Consider the following 21,838-nt stretch of genomic DNA (forward strand, 5'->3'; position numbering starts at 1 on the left):
CTTCAGGTCAAGGGGCCGAGCTACTCCTCGTCCGGCGGGGTCGCCTTGCGGACGTAGAGCAGCTGGTCACCCCGCTCCAGCGCGTCGACGGCGGCCGAGTCGACCCGGTAGAGCTGCTCGCCGCGCACCACGCCGAGCACGATGTCGGGCAGGTGCCGCGGGGAGCCGCCGACCTCGGTCGGCTCGACCTGGCGCTGGGAGATCGCGAAGCCGGCGTCCGGGGTGAGCAGGTCCTCCACCACCTCGACGACGGCGGGCGAGCGGGTCGCGACGCCGAGCAGCCGCCCGGCCGTCTCGTCGGACACGATCACCGAGCTGGCGCCGGACTGACGGAGCAGGTGCACGTTCTCCGCCTCGCGCACCGCGGCGACGATCGAGATCGACTTGGACAGCTCGCGGGCGGTCAGGGTGACCAGCACCGCGGTGTCGTCGCGGTCCAGGGCGACGACCAGCGTCGTCGCCAGCTGCACCCCGGCGATGCGCAGCACCGCGGAGCGGGTCGCGTTGCCGGACACGGTGACCAGGCCCAATCCGGAGGCCACGTCCAGCCGCGCCCGGTCGGTGTCGACGACGACGATCTTCCCGGGGTCCACGTCGTCGCCCAGCAGCGTCTCCACCGCCGCGCGCCCCTTGGTGCCGTAGCCGACGACGACGATGTGCTCGCGCACGCGCGACCTCCAGCGCTGGATCCGGAACGACTGCCGCGAGCGCTCGGTGAGCAGCTCGACGGTCGTACCGACGAGGACGATGAGGAACAGCACCCGCAACGGGGTGATCACCGCGATGTTGATGGAGCGGGCCATCGGGCTGACCGGCACGATGTCGCCGTAGCCGGTCGTCGACAGCGACACCGTCGCGTAGTAGAGGGCGTCGAGCAGCGAGATCTCGCCCGCGCCGTTGTTGTCGAGGTAGCCGTCGCGCCCGAAGAAGACGATCAAGGTCGTCGCGCCGAGCGCGAACACCGCGATCGCCAGGCGGGTCACCAGCGAGCGCACCGGGCCCGACCGCGGGTCCGGCATCCGCAGCGCACCCTCGACCTGGGGATCGAGTTCGCTGAGCCGGGTGGAGCCGATCACGTGCGAAGGCTAGCGCCCAGGTCGCGCCGCACCGACCGCACGGGCCCTATCCTCACTCAGGTGTCGGCCGAGGGGGACCACGAACGTGCGACGCCGGCTGCGCGCACGTCGCTGCGGCCGCGGCTGAGCGCGCGCCGGTTCCGCGGCGCCGCCGCGCCCGGGCCGGACCCGACGGAGGCCCTCGAGACGGGCGTCGCCGTCGCCGCGGGCCTGCGAGAACCGGCCGGGTCCGCCGCCGCGACCGAGGCGCTGCGCCGGCTCGCCGGGCTCTGCGGTGCCGAGGCGGCGGGGCTGGTCCGGCCCGGCCTGCCCGACTCGTGGTGGGGCCCCGGCCGCGCCGACGGCGTCGCGCTCGCCGGGCGGGCCCGCGGGCGACGGCTCACCGAGGCCGGCCGCACCGCGCTGCCGGTCGGCGACGGGCCGGTGCTCGTCCTGGCCGGTGGGGTCGGGTCGGCCGCCGCCCGCCGGGCCGCCGCCTTCGTCGCCGACGCCCTCGAACGCGCCCGGCTGGCCGACGGCGAGACCGAGGCCGAGGCCGCCCGGCTGCGCGCGCTGCGGGCCCAGATCTCGCCGCACTTCGTCTACAACGCGCTCACCACGATCGCCTCGTTCGTCCGCTCGGATCCGGCGCGCGCCCGCGACCTGCTGGAGACCTTCGCCGAGTTCATCCGGCACTCGCTCGCCGCGCGCGGCGACTACGTGCCGCTGGCCGGGGAGTTCCGCTCGGTCGAGGCCTACCTGACCCTCGCCCGCGCCGTGCTGGGCGAGCGGCTGCGGGTGCAGGTGCGGGTGGCGCCGGAGGTGCTGCCGGTGCCGGTCCCGGTGCTGGCCCTGCAGCCGCTGGTGGAGAACGCGGTGCAGCACGGCGTCGAGCGCTCCCCCGACGGCGGGCTGGTGCAGGTCAGCGGCGAGGCCGAGGGGGACGTCTGCGTGATCACCGTCGACGACGACGGGCCCGGCATGAGCCCCGAGCACGCCCGCGCCGTGCTGGCCGGCACCGCCGAGGGGGCCGGGCTGGCGCTGGTGAACGTCGACCGCAGGCTGCGCGCGGTCTACGGCCCCGACCACGGCCTGGTCATCGAGACCGCGCCCGGCGCGGGCACCCGGATCGTGCTGCGGATCCCGCGGTTCCAGCCCGGGGTGGTGATCTGAGGTGACCGCCTCCGCCGAGCCGCTGCGCGTGCTGGCCGTCGACGACGTCGCCCCCGCCCTCGACGAGATCTGCGCGCTGCTGGCCGACGCGCCCGACGTCGGCGAGGTCGCCCGGGCCGGCGGCGCGGTCGAGGCGCTGCGCGCGATCCCCACCGGCCGGTTCGACGCCGTCTTCCTCGACATCACCATGCCCGGGATGGACGGCCTGGAGCTCGGCGGTGTGCTGGCCGCGATGGCCACGCCGCCGGAGATCGTCTTCGTGACGGCGTTCGAGGAGCACGCCGTCGCCGCGTACGGCCTCGGCGCCGTCGACTACCTGCTCAAACCGGTCGGCGCGGACCGGCTCGCCGACGCGCTCGGCCGGGTGCACCGGGCCCGGGCGGGCCGCTCGGCCGCCGGGCCGGGCACCCCGGGCACGACCGCACCGGAACCGTCCGGGCCCGCGCTGCCCCGCGTCGACGAGCTCGCCGTGCTGCCGGTCGAGGCCGCCGGGCGCACCCGCTACGTCCGCCGCGAGGACGTCCGCTTCGTCGAGGCCCACGGCGACTACGTGCGGCTGCACCTGCCCGGGGGCTCGCACCTGGTGCGGATCCCGCTGTCCCGGCTGGAGGAGCACTGGGACCCGCACCGCTTCGTCCGGGTGCACCGCAGCTTCCTGCTGCACCTGCCCGCGGTCCGCGAGCTGCGCAGCGACGCCGGCGGCGGCCTGCTCGCCCACACCGACGCCGGGGACGTGCCGGTCAGCCGTCGTCACGCCCGGGACCTGCGCGACCAGCTGCTCGCCGCGGCCACCGCCGGGGCGCTCGACGGCCACCGCGCCCCCGACGGCGACGGCCCGGGAAGCGGCCGGGGGCGGCCGTGACCGCCCGCCCGCGCCGGGTCGCGGTCAGCGCACCGCCCGAGCGGGGGACCGCCGTACCGCGCCCGCAGCCGGCCGCGTCGCTCGACCCGGGGCTGGCCGAGCGGGCCCGCGGGCTGCGCCGGGCCCAGCTGCGGCGTGCCGTGGTCACCCTGGCCTGCGCCGCGGTGCTGCTGTTCGGGCTGCCGGTACTGCTGCGGCTCGCGCCGGACCTGGCCCAGTGGCGGGTCGGGGGACTCCCGCTGGGCTGGATCGCGGTCGCCTGGCTGCCGTACCCGCTGCTCGGCGTGCTGGCGTGGTGGCACCTGCGCCGGGCCGAACGCGCGGAACGCCCGTGACGGCCGCCGCGGTCGTCGCCCTGCTGCTGGTCACGGTGCTGATCGGGGCACGTGGCGTCGCGGCGATGCGCACCACCTCGGACTTCCTCGTCGCGTCCCGGCGGACCTCGCCGATGCTCAACGCGGCCGCGGTCTCCGGGGAGTACCTGTCGGCCGCGTCGTTCCTCGGCGTCGCCGGGCTGGTGATCAAGGAGGGCACCGGGGCGCTCTGGTACCCGGTCGGGTTCGCCGCGGGCTACCTGCTGATGCTCGCGCTGGTCGCCGCGCCGATGCGCCGTTCCGGGGCGCTGACCGTGCCCGGGTTCGCCGAGGCCCGCCTCGGGTCGCGGTCGCTGCGCCGGTTCTGCGCGGTGGTCGTCGTGGTGATCGCGGTGCTCTACCTGGTGCCGCAGATCGTCGCGGCCGGGCAGCTGCTCACGCTGGTGTCGGGTGTCGATTACTGGGTCGGGGTCGTGGTGTCCGGGCTCGCCGTCGGGCTGACCCTGGCGCTGGGCGGGATGCGCGCCGCCACCTACGTGCAGGCGTTCCAGTTCGCGCTCAAGCTCCTGCTGTTCGCCGGGCCCGCGATCTGGCTGCTGCTGCTCGCCGGGCCGCAGCTGCGCGCCGACATGGCCGCACCGCCGGAGTTCACCCGGTTCACCGCCGAGACCCCGGTCGACTTCCGGCTCGACACCGAGCTCGTGCTGACCGAGCCGACCGTCGTGGTCGTCGACGGGGTGCCGGCCCCGCTCGCCCCCGGCCCGCACCACGCCGCCGCCGACGCCGTCTGGGTCTTCCCCGACGGTGCCGCCGTGCCCGAGCTGGGCGGCGACCGGGCGTCGCTGCCCGTCCCCGGCAGCGCCGACTGGGCGCTGCCGCTGCTCGGCACCGCCGACACCTCGCCGCTGCTGACGACCTGGTCGGTGCTGGTCGCGACGGCACTGGGGACGATGGGGCTGCCGCACATCATCGTGCGGTTCCACACCAGCCCGGACGGGCGCGGCGCCCGGCGCACCGCGGCGATCACCGTCGCGATGCTCGGCGCGTTCTACCTGTTCCCGATCGTCTACGGGCTGCTCGGGACGGTGCTCACCCCCGAGCTGTACCTCTCGCAGGGCACCGACACCGCGATCGTCACGCTGCCCGGCCGCGTCACCGGCGGCGGCACCGCGGCGGCGCTGACCGCGATGCTCACCGCGGGGGCGTTCGCCGCGTTCCTGGCCACCTCGCTCGGGCTGCTGCTCGCGCTGTCCGGCGCGCTCGCCCACGACCTCATGCCCTCGGGGCTGCGCCGGCTGCGGCTGACCGCGCTGGCCGCGTCGGCGGCCGTCGTACCGGCGGCGCTGCTGATGGTGCGCGTCGACGTCAGCGCGGCGGTGACGTCGGCGTTCACCGTCGCGGCGTCGACGTTCTGCCCGCTGCTGGTGCTCGGCCTGTGGTGGAAGGGGCTGACCGCACGCGGCGCGTACGCCGGGATGGTCACCGGGCTGCTCGCGACGGTCGGGTCGATGGCGCTGGGCGCCACGCTCGGGCTCGGCGGGACGGCGGGCATGCTGCTCGCCCAGCCCGCGCTGTGGTCGGTGCCCTGCGCGTTCCTCGTCATGATCGCCGTGTCACTGGGCGATCACGTTCCGTCGGACGCGGAAGTTACGATGCTGCGGCTCCATCTGGCCGATCGGGAGTGAGCGCTTTAGCGTAGCGGCGACATCGGCGTCAAGACCGCTCGTCGTTCGGTGCCGCGCTCGATCGTCCGGTCGTCGGCCGCTCGCATCTTGGGCCGCCCGGAGCGTGCGTGTGGGGTTCCGCACACGGCCCGAAGGCCCTTTCCTGGGTCCGGTCCCGTGGCCGTGCGTGGCTTGTGCAAGGAGGCATACGTGAGTACGACCGAGTCCGACGAGCAGCCCGGTGGTCCGACGCCGGACACTCCCGACTGGGCCGCCGTGCAGGCGAGCCCCGACTTCCAGGAGCTGCGCAAGCGGCTGCGCGGGTTCGTGTTCCCGGTGACCGCCGGGTTCCTGGCCTGGTACCTGCTGTACGTGCTGCTCGCGACCTTCGCGACGGACTTCATGGCCACCCCGGTGCTCGGCAACATCAACCTGGGGCTGATCCTCGGGCTGCTGCAGTTCGTGTCGACCTTCGCGATCACCGTGGTCTACATCCGCTACGCCGACCGCGTGCTCGACCCGCTGTCGTCGAAGCTCCGCGGCGAGATCGAGGGGACCCGATGAGCCCGACAGTCCTGGCGGCGACGGCGGACAGCAACCCCGCGCTCAACATCTCGATCTTCCTGGCGTTCGTCATCGTGACGCTGGGGATCGTGTTCTACGTCAACAGCCGGCACGCGAAGAAGACCGCGGCCGACTTCTACACCGCAGGCGGCGGCTTCTCCGGCACCCAGAACGGGTTCGCGATCGCCGGTGACTACCTCTCGGCGGCGTCGTTCCTGGGGATCGCCGGCGCCATCGCGATAAACGGCTACGACGGCTTCCTCTACTCGATCGGGTTCCTGGTCGCGTGGCTGGTCGCGCTGCTGCTGGTCGCGGAGCTGCTGCGCAACACCGGCCGCTTCACCATGGGCGACGTCCTGGCGTTCCGGATGAAGCAGCGCCCGATCCGCGCCGCGGCGGCCACCTCGACGCTCGCGGTGTCGTTCTTCTACCTGCTCGCGCAGATGGCCGGTGCCGGTGCGCTGGTCTCGCTGCTGCTCGGCATCTCGGGCGGCTTCGCCCAGGGCGTCGTGATCGCGGTCGTCGGCGTCGTGATGATCGCCTACGTCCTCATCGGCGGCATGCGCGGTACGACCTGGGTCCAGATGATCAAGGCGGTGCTGCTCATCGCGGGCGCGCTGGTCATGACGATCTGGGCGCTGGCGCTGTTCGGCTTCAACTTCTCGTCGATCATGCAGGCCGCCGCGGACGGCTCGCCGAAGGGCGAGGGCCTGTTCGCCCCCGGCCAGCAGTACGGCGCGTCGCTGACCTCGCAGATCGACTTCATCTCCCTCGGGATCGCGCTGGTCCTCGGCACCGCGGGGCTGCCGCACGTGCTGATGCGCTTCTACACGGTGCCGACGGCGAAGGAGGCCCGGAAGTCGGTCGAGGTCGCGATCTGGCTGATCGGCCTGTTCTACCTGTTCACGCTGGTCATCGGCTTCGCCGCCGGTGCGATCGTCGGGCCGGAGGCCATCCAGGCCGCGCCGGGCAAGGTGAACTCCGCAGCGCCGCTGCTCGCCGCCGCCCTCGGCGGACCGGTGCTGCTCGGCATCATCGCCGCGATCGCGTTCGCGACGATCCTGGCGGTCGTCGCCGGGCTCACGATCACCGCGTCGGCCTCGTTCGCGCACGACGTCTACATCAACGTGATCAAGCGGGGCGAGGTCAAGGACACCGAGGCCACCCAGGTCCGGGTCGCCCGGCGGACCGCGATCGTGATCGGCGTGGTCGCGATCGTCGGCGGCATCCTCGCGAAGGACCAGAACGTCGCGTTCCTCGTGGCGCTGGCCTTCGCGGTGGCGGCGTCGGCGAACCTGCCGACGATCCTGTACTCGTTGTTCTGGAAGCGGTTCAACACCACCGGCGGCCTGTTCTCGATCTACGGCGGCCTGATCAGCACCCTGGTGCTGATCGTCTTCTCGCCGGTGGTCTCCGGGAAGGAGACCTCGATCTTCCCGACCGTGGACTTCGCCTGGTTCCCGCTGGCCAACCCCGGCCTGGTCTCGATCCCGCTGTCGTTCCTGCTCGGCGTGGTCGGTACCTACATCGGGCAGAAGCGCCACGACGGCAGCAAGTACGCCGAGATGGAGGTCCGGTCCCTGACCGGTGCCGGCATCGCCAAGGCCGAGTCGCACTGACCCGAGCCACCCCACGCGGAGAGCCCGCGTCCCCGTCGACGGGGGCGCGGGCTCTCCGCGTTCCGGGGTGCCGGGGCGGGGTTCAGCCGCGCACGATCCCGGCCTGCTGCAGGAACGTCAGGTTGTCCTCCAGGTGCCAGTCCTCGACGATCCGCCCCGACCGGCCGATGTGCTGGACGTCGATCGCGCCGAAGTCGATCACCTGCCCGTGGCCCCGCACCCCCTCGTACCCGCCGGTGAACCGGCCACGGAACACCAGCCGAGCGGTGACCGTGTCGCCGGTGACGTACAGGTCGGCGAGCTCGCAGTGCAGGTCGGGCACCGCGGCCCGGAACCCGGCCGAAGCGGCCACCGGGCCGTCCGGCCCCTGGGGGCGTCCGGCGGGCAGCGTCCGGTCGACGAACGACGGGTCGACGGCCCGGTCCAGGTGGGTCCGGTCGCCGGTGTCCCAGAACGTGTAGAGCTCCTGCGCGACGCCGACGGCGTGCCGGGCCGCCTCGGTGTCGAGCGATCCGTCCACATGGACCGTGCCGGGCTCGACCAGCCCGTGCGTGCGGTCGACCAGGTCGGCGTCGTCGGCCGGGCGGGGTGCCGCGCCCACCGGCGCGGCCGTCGTCCCGGCGCCGGAGTCCGCCGGGCCGGTCGTCCCGGTCGCCGCCGCTCCGCCACAGCCCGCGAGGACGGCCACCGCCACTCCCGCGGCCGCCACGGTCCCGATCGTCCTGCGCGCCCGCATCGCCGTACTCCTTCCGGGCCCGGTACCTCCGTGCCCGTCCGGTACAGCGCGCCCCGGCCGCGGAGCCATCCCGTCGCGCCGTCGATGCTCCGACGGTTCGCGATAGACGATGTCTATACCTCGGCCGAGGCCGTCGGCACCCCCGCGACGAGGTCGTGCAGCGCGCGGGCGTCGAGCAGGTCGGCCGGGCGGAGGGTGACGCCGTCGCGGACGTAGTGGAACGCCGCCCGCACCCGGTCCGGCTCGACGTCCTGCAGTGCCGCCCACGCCAGCCGGTACGCGGCCAGCTGCACCCCGACCGCCTGCCTGCGGTCCTCGGCGGGCAGGCCACCGGTCTTCCAGTCCACGACCGTCCAGCCGCCGTCGGGGTCGGCGAACACCGCGTCCATCCGGCCGCGCACGGCGACCCCGGCCAGCACCGTCTCGAACGACACCTCGACGTCGACGGGCAGCCGGTCCGCCCACTCCGACGCCTCGAACGCGGCCTGCAGCTCGGCGAGCTCGGTCGCGTCGGCCTCCGAGGAGACCGACTCGTCGGCGGCGCCGGGCAGCTCGTCGATGTCCAGCAGGCGTTCCGCGCCGAAGCGCTGCTCCAGCCAGGCGTGGAACGCGGTGCCGCGGCGGGCGTGCTGGTTGGGCGGCATCGGCACCGGACGGCGCAGCCGCACGGCGAGCGCGTCCGGGTCGTCGGCGAGCTCGACGAGCCGGCTCACCGACAGCCGCCCGGGCAGCGACACCGTGGGCCGCTGCGCGGCGGCGGCCCGCTCCGCGAGCAGGACGTCGACGTCGGCGGCCCAGCCCTCGGGGTCCCCCTCGGCGTCGACCACGCCGGCCCCGGGCTCCGCGTCGGGAGCCGAGGGCAGCTCCAGTGCGAGCTGGTCGGCGGGCGCGGCGCGGCGCGGCCGCTTCGGGCGCCGGGCCCGCAGCGCGGCGCGGACCAGGTCGGCCCCGGAGCGCACGTCGTCGGCGCGGTCGCCGAACGGGTCCGGCGGCCACTGCGCGGTCCGTTCGACACCCAGCGCCGGGTTGCCGGTGCCCAGCTCGGGCGGCGGTGCCCACTGCTCCAGCACACCGACCTCGGAGCCGCCGGGACCCTCCAGGATCTCGGCGAGCTCGGTCAGGAACACCGAGGGCTCCTTCGGCTTCTCCCCCGTCGCGGGCCAGCGGTGCCCGGACACCAGCAGCACCCGTTCGGACCGGGTGAGCGCGACGTAGAACAGCCGGCGCTCCTCGGCGAGGCGGCGCTCGTCGAGGGCGTCGTCGTGGTCGTCGAGGGCGGTCTCGACCTGCTTGCGGTCGGCGCCGGGCGGGGGCAGTGCCAGGCCGGGCAGGTCGTCGGCGTCGCCGCGCAGCGGCACCGGCAGCGCGGCCGGGTCCTTGAGCCAGGAGCCGGACATCTTGCGGCCGGGGAAGACCTGGGCGACCAGGTGCGGGACGGCGACGACCTCCCATTCGAGCCCCTTGGCCGCGTGCACGGTCAGGATCTGCACCCGGTCCGGGGCGACCTCCACCTCGCCGGGGGTCAGCCCCTCCTCGGCCTGCTCGGCGGTCTCCAGGTAGTCGAGCAGACCCGGCAGCGACGGCACGTCCGCACCGGCGGCGAAGTCGGCGACGACGTCGGCGAACGCGTCGAGGTGCGCCCGGCCGGTGGGGCCGGGGCGGGCCATCGTCTCGACGTCGAGGAGCAGGGTCCGCTCGACGTCGGCGACCAGGTCGGTCAGCGGGGCCGCGGTGCGGGCGCGCAGCTGGGCGAGCTCACGGCCGATGCGCCGGATCCGGTCGAACCCGGCCGGGGAGTAGCGCTCCGGGCCGCCCGGGTCGTCGAGGGCGTCGACGAGACCGGCCTGCTCCGCCTGCTCACCGGGAAGTGCGCCGAGCGCCAGGTCGGCGGCCGACAGCGGCCCGGGGCGGGCCGGGCGGTGCGGGACGAGCTCGCGGGCACGCTGCCACAGCGCGGCCAGGTCGGCGATCCCGAGCCGCCAGCGCGGCCCGGTCAGCAGCCGGACGGCAGCCGGTCCGGCGAGCGGGTCGGACACCACCCGCAGCGCGGAGACGAGGTCACGGACCTCGGGGGTGGACAGCAGCCCGCCGAGCCCGACGACCTCCACCGGGACCCGCCGGTCGCGCAGCGCGGCGGCGAGCGCGTCCATGTCGGAGCGGCGCCGGACCAGCACGGCCGCGGTGGGCGGGGTGCCCTCGTCGTGGCCCGCGTGCCAGCGCTCGGCGATGCCGTCGGCGGTCCAGGCCACCTCGGCCGCGACGTCGGGCAGCAGGGCGGCCCGGACGTCGCCGGGGCCGGCGCCGTCGAGCGGGCGCAGCTCCCCCACCCGCACGGTGCCGGGCGCGGTCCGCAGCGGCTCGGAGACCCGGTTGGCCAGGACGAGCACCTCGGCCGGGTTCCGGAAGCTGGTGAGCAGCCCGTGCACGGGCGCGGGGTCGCCGCCCGCGGCGGGGAAGTCGGTGCGGAAGCGCGCGAGGTTCCCGGCGCTCGCGCCCCGCCAGCCGTAGATCGACTGGCAGGGGTCGCCCACCGCGGTGACCGAGCGGTGGTCCGGGCCGTCCTCCGGCTCCGGGGCGAGCCCGGGCGGCACGCCGAACAGGGCGCGGAGCAGCACCCGCTGGGCGTGCCCGGTGTCCTGGTACTCGTCGAGCAGCACGGCCCGGTACTGGGAACGCTCGATCCGCCCGACCTCCGGGTCGGCCTCGGCGATCCGGGCCGCGAGGGCCATCTGGTCGGCGAAGTCCATGGCCTGCTCGGCCTGCTTGCGCCGGGCGAACTCCTCGACCAGCGGCAGCAGCTCGCAGCGCATCCGCTGCCCGGCGATGCGGGCCTTGTACCCGGCCGAGGGCTCGGCGCGCTGCCGCTTGCCGGGCGGGGCGTGCTCCAGCACCGGCAGCATCCGCTCGGCGAGGCGCCGCACCTGGTCCGGCTCGACGAGGTGCTCCCCCAGCTCCCCGGCCAGCGAGAGCAGGTAGCCGGTGACCGTCGCGGGGACCCGGTCGATCTCCAGGTCCGCGGCCCAGGTGGAGACGACCCGGTGGGCCAGCTGCCAGGCCGCGGTCGGGCCGAGCAGCCGGGCGGCGGGCTCGGCGGGCAGCCGCAGCGCGTGCTCGCCGACCAGGCGCCCGGCGTAGGCGTGGTAGGTCGCGACGGTGGGCTCACCCGCCAGCAGCGCGGCGCGCCGGGCACCGGACGGGTCCAGGTCGTCGAGCAGCCGGGCCCCGGCGAGGCGGCGCAGCCGGGACCGGACGCGGGTGCCCAGCTGCTGGGCGGCCTTGCGGGTGAAGGTGAGCCCGAGGACCTGCTCGGGCAGCACCCGGCCGGTCGCGACCAGCCAGACGACGCGGGCCGCCATCGTCTCGGTCTTGCCGGCCCCCGCCCCGGCGACGACGAGCGCCGGCCCGGCGGGGGCGGCGATGACCGCGGCCTGCTCCTCGGTCGGCGGGTGCAGACCGAGCGCGTGTGCCAGCTCGGCGGGGGTGGGGTCCACGCGGACCGTTCTACCCGGCGTCACCGACAGGTTCGCCACCCGGCGCCGTCCCGGCCCGGCCCCGGCGGCGGGTCAGCGTCCGGCGTCGTCGACCGGTGCGAAGACGCGGGCCCAGTCGACCTGCAGGCGTACCTCGTCGGGGGTGGTCGCGTCCGGGCCGGGGATCCACTTCGCCGCCGGGCCCTGGTCGAGCTGGATGGCCAGGTGCATCGGGGTGGTGGGGATCGCGCGGCGGTCGGTGACCTCCCACTTCTTCACCCCGTCGACGTACCAGGTGATCCGGTCCGGCAGCCAGTCCAGGGCGAAGGTGTGCCACTGGGTGAAGTCGCCGGGGGTGTCGGTGGACAGGATGTGGTTCTGCGCGCCGTAGTGGACGAAGGCGGTGGCCGCGTGCCGGTCGCCGAACGGGATCTCCATCATGTCGAGCTCCCCGTCGTCGGGGAACCGCTCGGAGTCCGGCCAGAGCAGGATCGCGGGGCTGTAGCCGTTGCCGACGTCGGTGCGGGCGCGGAACTCCCAGCGGCCGTAGAGCTGACCGTCGTGCATCGCGACGCCGCCGGAGACGCCCCCGCCCGCGGCCCGGGGGCGCGCGGTCACGGTGAGCAGGCCGTCGCCGACGCCGACCGCGGACGGGCGGCGCAGTCCGTTGCCGAACCCGCCGGGCGAGTTGTAGACGCTCCAGATGGAGCGGTCGACGCGGGAGCCGTCGAACTCGTCGCCACCGACCTGGCGCCACTGCTGCGGCGGGGGTGGGGGCGGCGGGGGCGGCAGCTGGTTGTCCAGCGCGGAGGTCGCCGGGTCGGCGGCGACGGCCGTGCCGTCCGGCGGGACGAGCACGGTCCAGGTCAGCCCGGCGACGGCGACGAGCACCAGCGCCATCGCGCCGGCGCCGTGCGCGATGCGGCGGCGCAGGCCGGTGACGGCGCGGTCCGGGCGCTCGCGGCGTCCGGCACGGCCCGCCCGTCCGGCACGGCCCGGCCGTCCGGCGCTGTCCGCCCGTTCGGCACGGTCCGCGCGCTCGGCGCGGACGACCGTCGCCCGGGCTCCGTGTTCGGTGGGGCGGATGCGGGAGGTCGTGGCGACCGGCTCCGGCGTCGCGGGGACATACGCCGCCGGGGTCGTCGCTGCGGGGGTCCTCGCTGCGAGGGTCCGGACCGCGGAGACCGGTGCCGCGGCGGCCGGAGGCCCGGGCGCTCGGCGTGGGCCCGGGACGGTGTCCGGGGAGCCCGTCCCCGGGGCGGGGCGCGACGGCGCGGGCACCACGCGACCGGGGCGGCGGGACTCCGGGACACGGTCGACGGGGGTGCGGTCCGCGGCGGGCAGGGCGACGGTCGACGCCACGATGTCCTCGGGGCGGGCGACGGGTCCGCGGGCGGTGGGCCGGGCGGGCTCGGGGCCGGCTGCCGACGACGTCCGGCGGACCGGCGGCACCGGCCCACGGCGACCGGCGGTCGGCCACGCGGCGTCCACCGGGCCTGCCGCCGCGGGCGCCGGGGCCACCGCCCGGTGGGCGACCGGCCGCGGCACGGGCGGGACCGCGGGTGCCGTCGTCCGGGGCGTGGACGACGCGGCCCGCCGCCCGGTCGGCCACGGTGCGGCGGCACGAGGTCCGTCGACGGCCGGCTCGGGCGAGCGGTGCCGACCGGAGTCCGCGGTGTCCGGCCGGTCCTCGGAACGGTGGGAGCCGGGACGGCGGGCGTCGGCCCCGGCGGGGGCGGCGTGGCGCGACGTGTCCGGGCGTTCCCCGCCCCGCGACACACCACTCCCCGATTTCTCCACGCAAGCAGGACGCGCGGGCCCCCGTTCGGTTGCCCCGTCAGGAGGTCGCGCGCGTCACCCCGCCTGCGAACCGGGATCAGGCCGGCGGGGTCCCGACGGTCGCGGGGGCGCCGTAGGACCGCAGCACCTCCGGCACCGTGACCGTCCCGTTCGCGTCCTGGAAGTTCTCCATGATCGCGAGCATGGCGCGGGCGGTGGCGCCGGTCCCGTTGAGCGTGTGCACGTTCTCGGTCGGCGCTCCGGCCTCGCGGCGGAACCGGACGTTCAGGCGTCGTGCCTGGTAGTCGGTGGTGTTGGAGCACGAGGTGATCTCGCGGTAGCGCTCCTGGACGGGGAACCAGGCCTCGATGTCGTACTTCTTCGCGGCCGGGTTGCCGAGATCGCCGACGGAGATGTTCTGCACCCGGTAGGGCAGCCCCAGCTCCTGCACGATCGACTCCTCGTGGGCGAGCAGCTCCTCGTGCACGTCCTGGGAGTTCTCCGGCAGGCAGTAGACGAACATCTCGACCTTGTCGAACTGGTGCACCCGGAACATGCCCTTGGTGTCCTTGCCGGCCGCGCCCGCCTCGCGGCGGAAGTTCGTCGAGAACGCGACGTAGCGCGCGGGCAGCGTGTCGAGCTCGACGATCTCGTCCATGTGGATCCCGGCGAGCGCGACCTCGGAGGTGCCGGTGAGGTAGAGGCCGTCCTTCTCCAGCTCGTAGAGGTTCGACGCCTCGGTCGGCAGGAAGCCGGTGCCGTACATCGCCCGCTCGTTCGCCAGGACCGGGCCGAGCACCGGGACGAAGCCCTCGCCGGCCAGCTTGTCCATGACGTAGCGGAACAGGGCCATCTCGAGCCGCGCGACATCGCCGAAGCGGTAGGCGAACCGCGACCCGGACAGCCGCGCGCCGCGGGCCATGTCGACCCGGCCCGTCGACGACGCCAGGTCCAGGTGGTCGCGCGGGGTGAAGTCGAAGACCGGCGGCTCGCCCCAGGTGCGGACGGTGACCGCGTCCTCCTCGGCCATGCCGTCGGCGGCCGTCGGGTCGGGCAGGTTCGGGATGCGGGCGAGGAGCTCGGAGCGCTCGACGTCGGCGGCGGCGAGGGCGTCCTCGGCGGCGCGCAGCTCCTCCTTCTCCTGCTTGAACTGCTCGACCTGCTCGGGGGTGGGCTTGCCCTTGGGCCGCTGCTTGGCCGCGGCGCGCAGGCTGCCGACGCGGTCGGTGGCCTCCCGCCAGCGGGCGTCGACCTCCAGCAGGGCGTCGAAGTCCGCGGACGCACCGCGACGGGACAGCGCCGTGCGGAAGGTGTCCGGGTCCTGTCGGGCCGCCTTGAGGTCGATCACTGCTGTTCCAGCCTCTCGCGTAGTGGAGGGGCCATCGTAGGACCGGGAATGATCGGGCCCGCGCGGTGGTACTCACCACCATGAGTGTTTCCCTCGGCCGGTACGGCGTCTGGCGGCACGAGACCGGGTTGTCCCCCGATCTCGCCGCGGAGATCGAGAAGCTCGGGTTCGGTGCGGTGTGGGTCGGCGGCTCCCCGCCCGGGGACCTCGCACTGACCGAGTCGCTGCTCGACGCGACGACGTCGCTGGCCGTGGCCACCGGCATCGTGAACATCTGGGCCACCCCCGCCGACGAGGTCGCGGAGTCCTTCCACCGCATCGAGGCGCGGCACCCGGGCCGGTTCCTGCTGGGGATCGGCGTCGGGCACCCGGAGGCCACCAGCGACTACACCCGCCCGTACGCGGCGCTCGTCGCCTACGTGAACCGGCTCGACGAGCTCGGCGTCCCCACCGAGGGGCGTGCCCTCGCGGCGCTGGGCCCGAAGATGCTCGACCTGGCCCGTGAGCGGTCCGCCGGGACGCACCCGTACCTGACCACGCCCGAGCACACCCGTTCGACCCGCGAGCGCTACGGCACCGGACCGCTGATCGCGCCGGAGCACAAGGTCGTGCTCGACGACGACCCCGCCGCCGCCCGCGCCCTGGGCCGCCCGGCCGTCGAGAAGCCCTACCTGGGCCTGGTCAACTACCGGAACAACCTGAAGCGGCTCGGCTGGGCCGAGTCCGATCTCGACGACGGCGGCAGCGACGCCCTGATCGACGCGCTCGTCGCGCACGGCACCCCCGAGCAGGTCGCGGCCCGGCTCGACGAGCACCTCGACGCCGGCGCCGACCACGTCTGCGCCCAGGTCATCACGCGCGGGATGGCCGAGCCGGAGGGCGACCTGCGGCGGCTGGCGAGCGCACTGGGGCTCGGCAGCGCGGGCTAGCCTGGGCCGGGTGCGCCCCACCCCCGACGACCCGTCCCTGCTGGGACCGTTGCGACGGCCGGCGCCACTGATCGTGGCGGCGGCCGTCGCCGTCTTCGCGGTCCTGGCCTGGGCCTACCGCGGCGATGCGACCGCCGGGCGGATCGACCGGGGCGCCGACACCGCGCTGGACGCGCTGGGGCACCGCTCGGGCTCCCTGCTCGCCGATGCGGTGACCTTCGGGTCCCCGCCGACGGTCGTGCTGTGCGCGCTGCTGGTCGCCGCGCTGGCCCTGTACCTGCGACGACGGCGCCTGGCCGTGCTGGCCGTCGTCGGCCCCGGCCTGACCGGCGTCGCGACGACGGTGCTCAAGCCGCTGATCGGCCGGACCATCGGCACCGCCACCGCGGACGGCTACGCCTTCCCCTCCGGCCACACCGGCGGCGCGGTGTCGATCGGGCTCCTCGTCGCACTGCTGCTGGTGGGGCTGCTGCCGGTGGCCCGCACCGGGCCCGCCTTCGCCACCCTGGCCGCGACGGCGCTGCTGGCCGGCGGCACCGTCGGCGCCGGCATGGTGCGGATCGGGGCGCACTACGCCACCGACACCGTCGGCGGGTTCTGCGCCGCCGTCGCGCTCGGGCTGGGCGCGGCGCTGGTCATCGACCGGGTCGCCGACCGCCGGGTCCGGCCCGTCCGCACGACCTGACCGGGGTCCGGCCCCACAGGTGTGGAGCCCGGGCCGGCTGCACGACCCGACCGCGGGCCCGGCAAGGCCGGGTGCGTGGCCCGTGCCGGTACGCGGCCGGACCCGCTCACCCGTCCACCACCGTCCGGCCGGTCTCGACCGCGGGGCAGCTGGTGCGGACCGGGCACCGGTCGCAGTCCGGCCCGGCGCGTGCGACGAACACCGCCCCCGCCGAGTCCTCGGCGCAGGTCATCAGCACGTCGCGCCAGTGCCCCATCTCCTCCGGGCGCAGCGCCGCCTGCTGCGGCTCCTTCGCCTCCCCGTTGGCCTTGCGGTCGGCCAGGAACAGCAGCCGCGCCCCGCCCGGCTCCACCCCACCCCCGACGAGCTGGTCGAACGCGCCGAGCGAGGCCGCGAGCTGGTAGACGGCCAGCTGGTGGTGCTCGGCGGTGGCCCGGGCCGAGGTGGCCGTCTTCCCGGTCTTGACGTCGACGACGACCGGGCGCCCCTGGTCGTCGCGTTCGAGCCGGTCGACCCGGCCGCGGAGCCGGACCCGCCGGGCCGCCCGCGCGGCCCCGCCGCCGCGCCCCCCGGCGCCGTCGCCGTCGGTGTCGACCGGCAGGAGCGCGGCCCCCGCCGGGTCGTCGTCGCCCGCACCGATGCCGCCGGGAGGCAGGCCCGGGTCGTCGCCCTCGCTGTCGTCCTCGCCGTCCAGGTCCAGCTGCACCGGCTGCTCGACGGCCACCAGCTCCAGCCCCTCGGTACGGCTGCGGCGGACCCAGTCGTCGAAGGCGGCGAGCATCTCGCGCACCCGGACCAGCTCGCGGCGCCCGAACCACGGCGCCCCGGAGTCCAGCCGCCGCCACGCCGAGCGCAGCGCCTCCTCCAGCTCCACCGGGTCGGCCCCGGCGGCGCGGGCCTGGACCAGCGCGTGCACCAGGGACCCGGTGACCGCCGCCAGCGCGCCGGTCTCGTCGCCGCCGTGCCGGGACAGCACCCAGCGCAGCGGGCAGCCGGCGATCGTCTCGACGTCGGAGGGCGAGATCGGGACGAGCTCGCCCTCGGCGCGCAGCGGGGCGCCGTCGGACAGGTCCGCGACGCCGTACCAGTCGTCGGGGTGGGCACCGGGGACGCCGTCCGCGGCGAGCCGGGCCAGCTGGGTCGCCGCCCGGTGACGACGTGCGGCGCGTGCCGGGTCGCCGTGGTCGGGCTCGGTGACGGCGCGCCGCAGCTCCCCGACCAGCTCGGCCATCACCAGGGAGCGCTCGGGCCGGTGCACCGGGCGGGCCTCGGCGGCGTCGGCGGGGCGGGGGTCGAGCTCGTCGAGGAACCGGGAGGGCTGCTCGTCCTCCCCCTGCACGGCGCTGACCAGCAGCGTCGTCCGGGCTCGGGTGCAGGCGACGTAGAACAGCCGCCGCTCCTCGGCGAGCAGTGGCGCCGTGCGGGAGACCGCGTCGTCGGGGGCGGCGACCCCGCCGACGAGGTCGACGAGCCGTTCGTGGCCGAGCAGGCTGCCGCGCAGCCGTACGTCGGGCCACAGCCCCTCCTGCACCCCGGGCACCGCGACGACCGTCCACTCCCGGCCGCGGGCGCCGTGTGCGGTGAGCAGCTCGACCGCGCCGCCCCGGGGCGCCTGCGGGGCCAGGGTCTCCCCCGGCAGCTGCTGGTCGAGCAGGTACTCCAGGAACCCGCCGACGTCGGCGCCGGGCAGCCGGTCGGTGTAGCGGGCGGCCGCGTCGAACAGGGCCAGGACCGCGTCGAGGTCCCGGTCGGCGGCCGCGCCGCCGGGGCCGCCGCGGGCGCTGGCCTCGCTCCAGCGCTTCGCCAGGCCGGTGCGCCGCCACACCTTCCACAACGTCTCCTCGACCTGCTCACCCGCGCCGATCGAGCGGGCGGCGGTGTCGAGGAGGCGGCCCACGTCGCGCATCGGGGCGGCCTCGGCGGGCGAGAGCATCGGCAGCGGGTCGGGCCGGCCCGCGACGGCGTCGCGCAGCATCCCGACCAGCAACGGGTCGCTGCTCGCCGCGGCCGGGTCGACCTCGCCCGCCTCGACGCGCTCGTCGTCGGCGAAGGTCCGCACGTCGTGCCCCGCGGCGGCGTGCATCCGCAGCAGGCCGCGACGCAGCCGACGCATCCGCATCGGGTCGCCACCGCCCAGCGGTGAGGTGAGCAGGGAAGTCGCGAGGTCGGCGTCGACCGCGGACGGCCGCCACGCCGCGCGCAGCACCAGCAGCAGCGGCACGACGGCGGGCTGGCGCGGCAGCGGCACCTCGTCCGGTGGTGCGGCCAGCGGGACCCCGGCGGCGGCCAGCGCCCGGCGCAGCGCGGGCAGGGTGCGCCGCGCGGACCGGGACAGCACCGCCATGTCCGACCACGGCACCCCGTCGACGAGGTGTGCGCGCCGCAGCCGGTCGGCGATCCAGCCGGCCTCCGCGGACGGCGACCCGAACACCCGGACCTGCAGCGCCTCGCCCACCCCGGCCCCCTCCGGGACCTCGGGGGCCGGGTCATCCTGCTCCGGGCCGCGCCGGGTCCGGGTCACCCCGGAGCCGGGCAGCTTCTCCGCCACCCGCAGGCCCGCCGCCCGCACCCCGGGCCGCTGGCGGTGGTCGACGGTGAGGACCTCGGTGGGCGCGTCGAGCACGGTCAGGCCCTGCGGGTCCGCGCCACGGAAGGTCAGGACCGCCTGGTCGGGGTCGCCCGCGAGCAGCGTGGACCCGGCGTGCTCGGCCAGCGCCGCGACCAGCTCCATCTGCTGCGGGTCGAGGTCCTGCGCGTCGTCCACCAGGAGGTGCCGGACCCGGCGCCGCTCCTGCTCCCGCAGGTCCGGGTCCGCGGCCAGGGTGTCCAGCGCGGCGGCGACGAGCTCGGCCGAGTCCAGCGCCGGGGCCGTCGCCTGTGGCGCACCCCGCCCCGCTGCCCCGCGGAGCAGCGTGACCTCCTCGTAGGTGCGGAAGAACCGGGCCGCCGCGACCCACTCCTCGCGCCCGTGCTCGCGCCCCAGCTCGGCCAGCTCGCGTGGCCCCAGCCCGCGCTCGGCCGCCCGCAGCAGCAGCTCCCGCAGCTCCGCGGCGAACCCGGGCAGCCCGAGGGCCGGGTCGAGCCGTTCCGGCCAGCCCGAGCCGGGGACGGTGCCGCCCCAGCCGTCGATCTCCCCGGCGAGCAGCTCGCGGACCACCACGTCCTGCTCGGCCGAGGCCAGCAGCCGCGGCGGCGGGTCCTCGTAGCGCGCCGCGTGCAGCCGCAGCACCCCGAACGCGTAGGAGTGCACCGTCCGCACCAGCAGCTCGCGGGTGGTGCGGACACCGAAGTCCCCGGCGAGCTCACCCCCGCCCGCGGTCAGCAGCGACGTGAGCCGGCCGCGCAGCTCCTCCGCGGCCCGGCGGCTGCCCACCAGCAGCAGCACCGACCCCGGCGGCTCCCCGGCCCGGATCCGGCGGACCACCGCGTCGAGCAGCAGGCTCGTCTTGCCCGTGCCCGGCCCGCCCAGCACCCGCAGCGCACCGCGCTCGTGCGCGAGCACCCGCGCGGCGGCACCGGACCACTCCCGCACGGGAGCGGGCCGGGGGTCCGCACGCACCAGGCGCGGCGACGCCTGCTCGGTGGCTGTTCGGCTCATGGGGCGATGAGACCACGGGGCACCGACAACGTCAGACTGCAGGCGTGGACGAGGAGACCCTGGAGCGGGTGCGTGAGGTCGTCCGGTCGATCCCGCCCGGGCAGACCCTCAGCTACGGCGAGGTGGCCGAGCTGGCCGGGATCCGCTCGGCGCGCCTGGTCGGCCGGATCCTCGCCGAGGACGGCCACGACCTGCCGTGGCACCGGGTGCTGCGCGCGGACGGGCGCTCGGCCCCGCACATCGCCGCCGAGCAGGCGGCCCGGCTGCGGGCCGAGGGGATCCTGATGGTCGACGGCCGGCTGCCCCGCGAGCACCGCAGGCGCTGAGCCGGTTCAGGCCCGCCGGCGCGCCCCGATCCCGGCGACGATCGCCTCCACCCCCCAGGTGAAGGTCTCGACCGGCAGCGCGGCGACCTCGTCGCTCAGCGCGTGGGTCAGCGGCTGGGCGTCGGGGTCGAGCCGGGCCCGGCGCCGTTCGGCGGTGTAGGCCGCACCCCGGACCGGGTCGTGTCGCTGCTGCTCCTCGATGACGTGCCCGACGACGAACGCGTTCACCGTCGTCAGCGCCCGTTGCGCGTCGAGCGGGGTGAACCCCTGTGCGACGAGAGCGGCCAGCGGCACCTCCAGCGAGCGCAGGGCCGCGTCGTCGAGCAGGTAGGTGCCGGCCACGAGCAGGGCGCCGTCCCGGTGGCCGAGGAGCGTGTCCCGGCTCGTGGTCGCCGCCGACCGCAGCAGGTCCACCCAGCCCAGTCCGGCGGCCTCGCCCACCCGTTCCAGCATCCGCCGCACGATGCGCGTCGCCATCTCGTCGCGCAGGGCCGCCATGTCCGGCAGGTGGTAGTAGAGCGCCCCGGCACGCACGCCGAGCCGGGTCGCGAGCGCGCGGGCGGTGATCGCGTCGAGGCCTCCCTCGGCGAGCAGGTCGAACGCGGCGTCGACGATCGCGTCGCGGTCCAGAGCCACGCCGCCCCCTTGACGTTGAACAGTGTTCAGAGGAGTGTAGGCGACATCGGATTTGAACACTGTTCAACGGAGGTGTCCTCATGAAGGCAGCCGTCGTCTCGACCTTCGGCGCGCCGCCTGCCTGCGCCGACTTCCCCGATCCCGTGGCCGGCGACGGCACGGTCGAGGTCCGGATGCTCGCCGCCGGGGTGCACCAGCTGGTGCGGTCCGTCGCCGCGGGCACCCACTACTCCGCCGGGGACACGCTGCCGTTCGTCGCGGGGGTGGACGGGGTCGCCGAGCTCGACGGCCGCCGGATCTACACCGGCGGCTGCCCCGCCCCCTACGGGACGATCGCCGAGCGCACCGTGGTCCCGGCGGGGTGGGCGGTGCCGGTGCCGGACGCGCTGCCGACCGAGCTGGCCGCGGCGGTGGTGAACCCGGCGATGTCGTCGTGGATGCCGCTGGTCGACCGGGGCGTCCCGCCGGGTGGCACGGTCCTCGTCCTCGGCGCGACGGGCGCCTCCGGCGGGCTCGCCGTGCGGATCGCGCTGCACCACGGCGCGGGCCGGGTGATCGCCGCGGGGCGCAACCCCGCCGCGCTGGAGCAGGTCGCCGACGACGACCGGGTCGTCCCCGTCCGACTCTCCGACGACCCCGCCGCGACGACCGCCGCCCTCGCGGCCGTGCTCGACGGCGGTCCCGATGTCGTCCTCGACTACCTGTGGGGACCGGTCGCCGGGGCGACCTTCGAGGCGCTGCGGTCGGGCAGCCTCCACCACGGCGGCCGGCCGGTGCGGTACGTGCAGATCGGTGCGCTCGCGGGCCGGACCGTCGCCCTCGACGCGTCGATCCTGCGTGCCCGCCGGATCGACGTGTCCGGCAGCGGCGGGGGCAGCATCGACCCCGCGCTGCTGTTCGCGGAGCTGCCACGCCTGCTCGACGCCGTCGCGACCGAGGGGCTCCGGATCCCGCTGCGGGTGGCGGAGCTGGGCGACGTGGAGCGGGCCTGGACCGCGGACGCTCCCGGACGCCTGGTGGTGACCACAGGCTGAGCGCTCTGCTCACCATGACGCAGCAGTCGCCCGCCGCCCGATCGAG

General features: G+C 76.0%; 17 protein-coding genes. 10 read left to right on the plus strand and 7 right to left on the minus strand.

Going from position 1 to position 21,838, the window contains the following annotated elements:
- Positions 1 to 20 precede the first annotated feature (20 nt).
- A complete protein-coding gene (locus tag KPL60_RS22660) occupies positions 21 to 1,019 on the minus strand; it encodes a TrkA family potassium uptake protein (protein WP_226356653.1) in 999 nt (332 codons plus the stop codon).
- Between the two features lie 117 nt (positions 1,020 to 1,136).
- Between KPL60_RS22660 and KPL60_RS22665 the strand changes: the two genes are divergently transcribed.
- The 6 genes from KPL60_RS22665 to KPL60_RS22690 all read left to right on the plus strand — a co-directional run bounded on the left by KPL60_RS22665 (position 1,137) and on the right by KPL60_RS22690 (position 7,251).
- Positions 1,137 to 2,228, plus strand: a complete 1,092-nt coding sequence (locus KPL60_RS22665) for a sensor histidine kinase (protein ID WP_226355375.1) — start codon at positions 1,137 to 1,139, stop codon at positions 2,226 to 2,228.
- A 1-nt stretch (position 2,229) separates the two neighbouring features.
- Entirely contained in the window at positions 2,230 to 3,090 is an 861-nt protein-coding gene (locus KPL60_RS22670) for a LytTR family DNA-binding domain-containing protein (RefSeq protein WP_226367128.1), read from the plus strand.
- A complete protein-coding gene (locus KPL60_RS22675; protein ID WP_226367129.1) occupies positions 3,087 to 3,425 on the plus strand; it encodes a hypothetical protein in 339 nt (112 codons plus the stop codon). The genes KPL60_RS22670 and KPL60_RS22675 overlap by 4 nt, the downstream gene beginning before the upstream one ends.
- On the plus strand, positions 3,422 to 5,089 hold the full coding sequence (locus tag KPL60_RS22680) for a cation acetate symporter (RefSeq protein WP_226367130.1): 1,668 nt from the start codon (positions 3,422 to 3,424) through the stop codon (positions 5,087 to 5,089). The genes KPL60_RS22675 and KPL60_RS22680 overlap by 4 nt, the downstream gene beginning before the upstream one ends.
- Before the next feature lie 189 nt (positions 5,090 to 5,278).
- Positions 5,279 to 5,632: a DUF485 domain-containing protein gene (locus KPL60_RS22685; RefSeq protein WP_226367131.1), complete on the plus strand. Its 354-nt coding sequence runs from the start codon at positions 5,279 to 5,281 to the stop codon at positions 5,630 to 5,632.
- The gene (locus KPL60_RS22690; protein ID WP_226367132.1) at positions 5,629 to 7,251 is read left to right on the plus strand and encodes a cation acetate symporter; all 1,623 of its coding nucleotides are present in this window, start codon (positions 5,629 to 5,631) and stop codon (positions 7,249 to 7,251) included. Before KPL60_RS22685 ends, KPL60_RS22690 begins: the two co-directional genes overlap by 4 nt.
- Positions 7,252 to 7,333: 82 nt before the next feature.
- Here KPL60_RS22690 and KPL60_RS22695 read toward each other — a convergent pair whose 3' ends face one another.
- From KPL60_RS22695 to serS, 4 genes are all read right to left on the minus strand, one after another.
- Positions 7,334 to 7,987, minus strand: a complete 654-nt coding sequence (locus tag KPL60_RS22695) for an ester cyclase (RefSeq protein WP_226355369.1) — start codon at positions 7,985 to 7,987, stop codon at positions 7,334 to 7,336.
- 113 nt (positions 7,988 to 8,100) lie between these two features.
- Positions 8,101 to 11,478, minus strand: coding sequence for an ATP-dependent DNA helicase (locus KPL60_RS22700; RefSeq protein WP_226355368.1), 3,378 nt, complete (start codon positions 11,476 to 11,478; stop codon positions 8,101 to 8,103).
- A 72-nt stretch (positions 11,479 to 11,550) separates the two neighbouring features.
- On the minus strand, positions 11,551 to 13,236 hold the full coding sequence (locus KPL60_RS34830; RefSeq protein ID WP_308016811.1) for a family 16 glycosylhydrolase: 1,686 nt from the start codon (positions 13,234 to 13,236) through the stop codon (positions 11,551 to 11,553).
- Positions 13,237 to 13,333: 97 nt separating this feature from the next.
- Positions 13,334 to 14,584, minus strand: a complete 1,251-nt coding sequence (gene serS, locus KPL60_RS22710) for a serine--tRNA ligase (RefSeq protein WP_226355366.1) — start codon at positions 14,582 to 14,584, stop codon at positions 13,334 to 13,336.
- Positions 14,585 to 14,664: 80 nt separating this feature from the next.
- Here serS and KPL60_RS22715 point away from each other — a divergent pair, with 80 nt between their 5' ends.
- Both KPL60_RS22715 and KPL60_RS22720 read left to right on the plus strand, forming a co-directional pair.
- Positions 14,665 to 15,513, plus strand: a complete 849-nt coding sequence (locus tag KPL60_RS22715) for an LLM class F420-dependent oxidoreductase (RefSeq protein ID WP_226367133.1) — start codon at positions 14,665 to 14,667, stop codon at positions 15,511 to 15,513.
- A 10-nt stretch (positions 15,514 to 15,523) separates the two neighbouring features.
- Entirely contained in the window at positions 15,524 to 16,198 is a 675-nt protein-coding gene (locus KPL60_RS22720; RefSeq protein WP_226367134.1) for a phosphatase PAP2 family protein, read from the plus strand.
- Positions 16,199 to 16,304: 106 nt separating this feature from the next.
- On the opposite strand, the gene KPL60_RS22725 is transcribed toward KPL60_RS22720, so the two are convergent.
- Positions 16,305 to 19,796 carry an ATP-dependent DNA helicase gene (locus KPL60_RS22725; protein ID WP_226367135.1) on the minus strand — a complete coding sequence of 1,164 codons (3,492 nt, stop codon included), beginning with the start codon at positions 19,794 to 19,796 and terminating at the stop codon, positions 16,305 to 16,307.
- 44 nt (positions 19,797 to 19,840) lie between these two features.
- Here KPL60_RS22725 and KPL60_RS22730 point away from each other — a divergent pair, with 44 nt between their 5' ends.
- Positions 19,841 to 20,122, plus strand: a complete 282-nt coding sequence (locus KPL60_RS22730) for an MGMT family protein (protein ID WP_226355362.1) — start codon at positions 19,841 to 19,843, stop codon at positions 20,120 to 20,122.
- 6 nt (positions 20,123 to 20,128) lie between these two features.
- Here KPL60_RS22730 and KPL60_RS22735 read toward each other — a convergent pair whose 3' ends face one another.
- Positions 20,129 to 20,758, minus strand: coding sequence for a TetR/AcrR family transcriptional regulator C-terminal domain-containing protein (locus KPL60_RS22735; RefSeq protein WP_226355361.1), 630 nt, complete (start codon positions 20,756 to 20,758; stop codon positions 20,129 to 20,131).
- Between the two features lie 80 nt (positions 20,759 to 20,838).
- Between KPL60_RS22735 and KPL60_RS22740 the strand changes: the two genes are divergently transcribed.
- Positions 20,839 to 21,792 carry a zinc-binding alcohol dehydrogenase family protein gene (locus KPL60_RS22740; RefSeq protein WP_226367136.1) on the plus strand — a complete coding sequence of 318 codons (954 nt, stop codon included), beginning with the start codon at positions 20,839 to 20,841 and terminating at the stop codon, positions 21,790 to 21,792.
- Positions 21,793 to 21,838 lie beyond the last annotated feature (46 nt).

The organism is Pseudonocardia sp. ICBG162 (assembly GCF_020496225.1).
GTDB lineage: Bacteria > Actinomycetota > Actinomycetes > Mycobacteriales > Pseudonocardiaceae > Pseudonocardia > Pseudonocardia alni.

Coding starts and splice junctions, on each gene's coding strand:
- KPL60_RS22690 (WP_226367132.1), top strand. CDS start 5,629: ATGAGCCCGACAGTCCTGGCGGCGACGGCGGACAGCAACCCCGCGCTC.
- KPL60_RS22725 (WP_226367135.1), bottom strand. CDS start 19,796: ATGAGCCGAACAGCCACCGAGCAGGCGTCGCCGCGCCTGGTGCGTGCG.
- KPL60_RS22695 (WP_226355369.1), bottom strand. CDS start 7,987: ATGCGGGCGCGCAGGACGATCGGGACCGTGGCGGCCGCGGGAGTGGCG.
- KPL60_RS22715 (WP_226367133.1), top strand. CDS start 14,665: ATGAGTGTTTCCCTCGGCCGGTACGGCGTCTGGCGGCACGAGACCGGG.
- KPL60_RS22660 (WP_226356653.1), bottom strand. CDS start 1,019: ATGCCGGACCCGCGGTCGGGCCCGGTGCGCTCGCTGGTGACCCGCCTG.
- KPL60_RS22740 (WP_226367136.1), top strand. CDS start 20,839: ATGAAGGCAGCCGTCGTCTCGACCTTCGGCGCGCCGCCTGCCTGCGCC.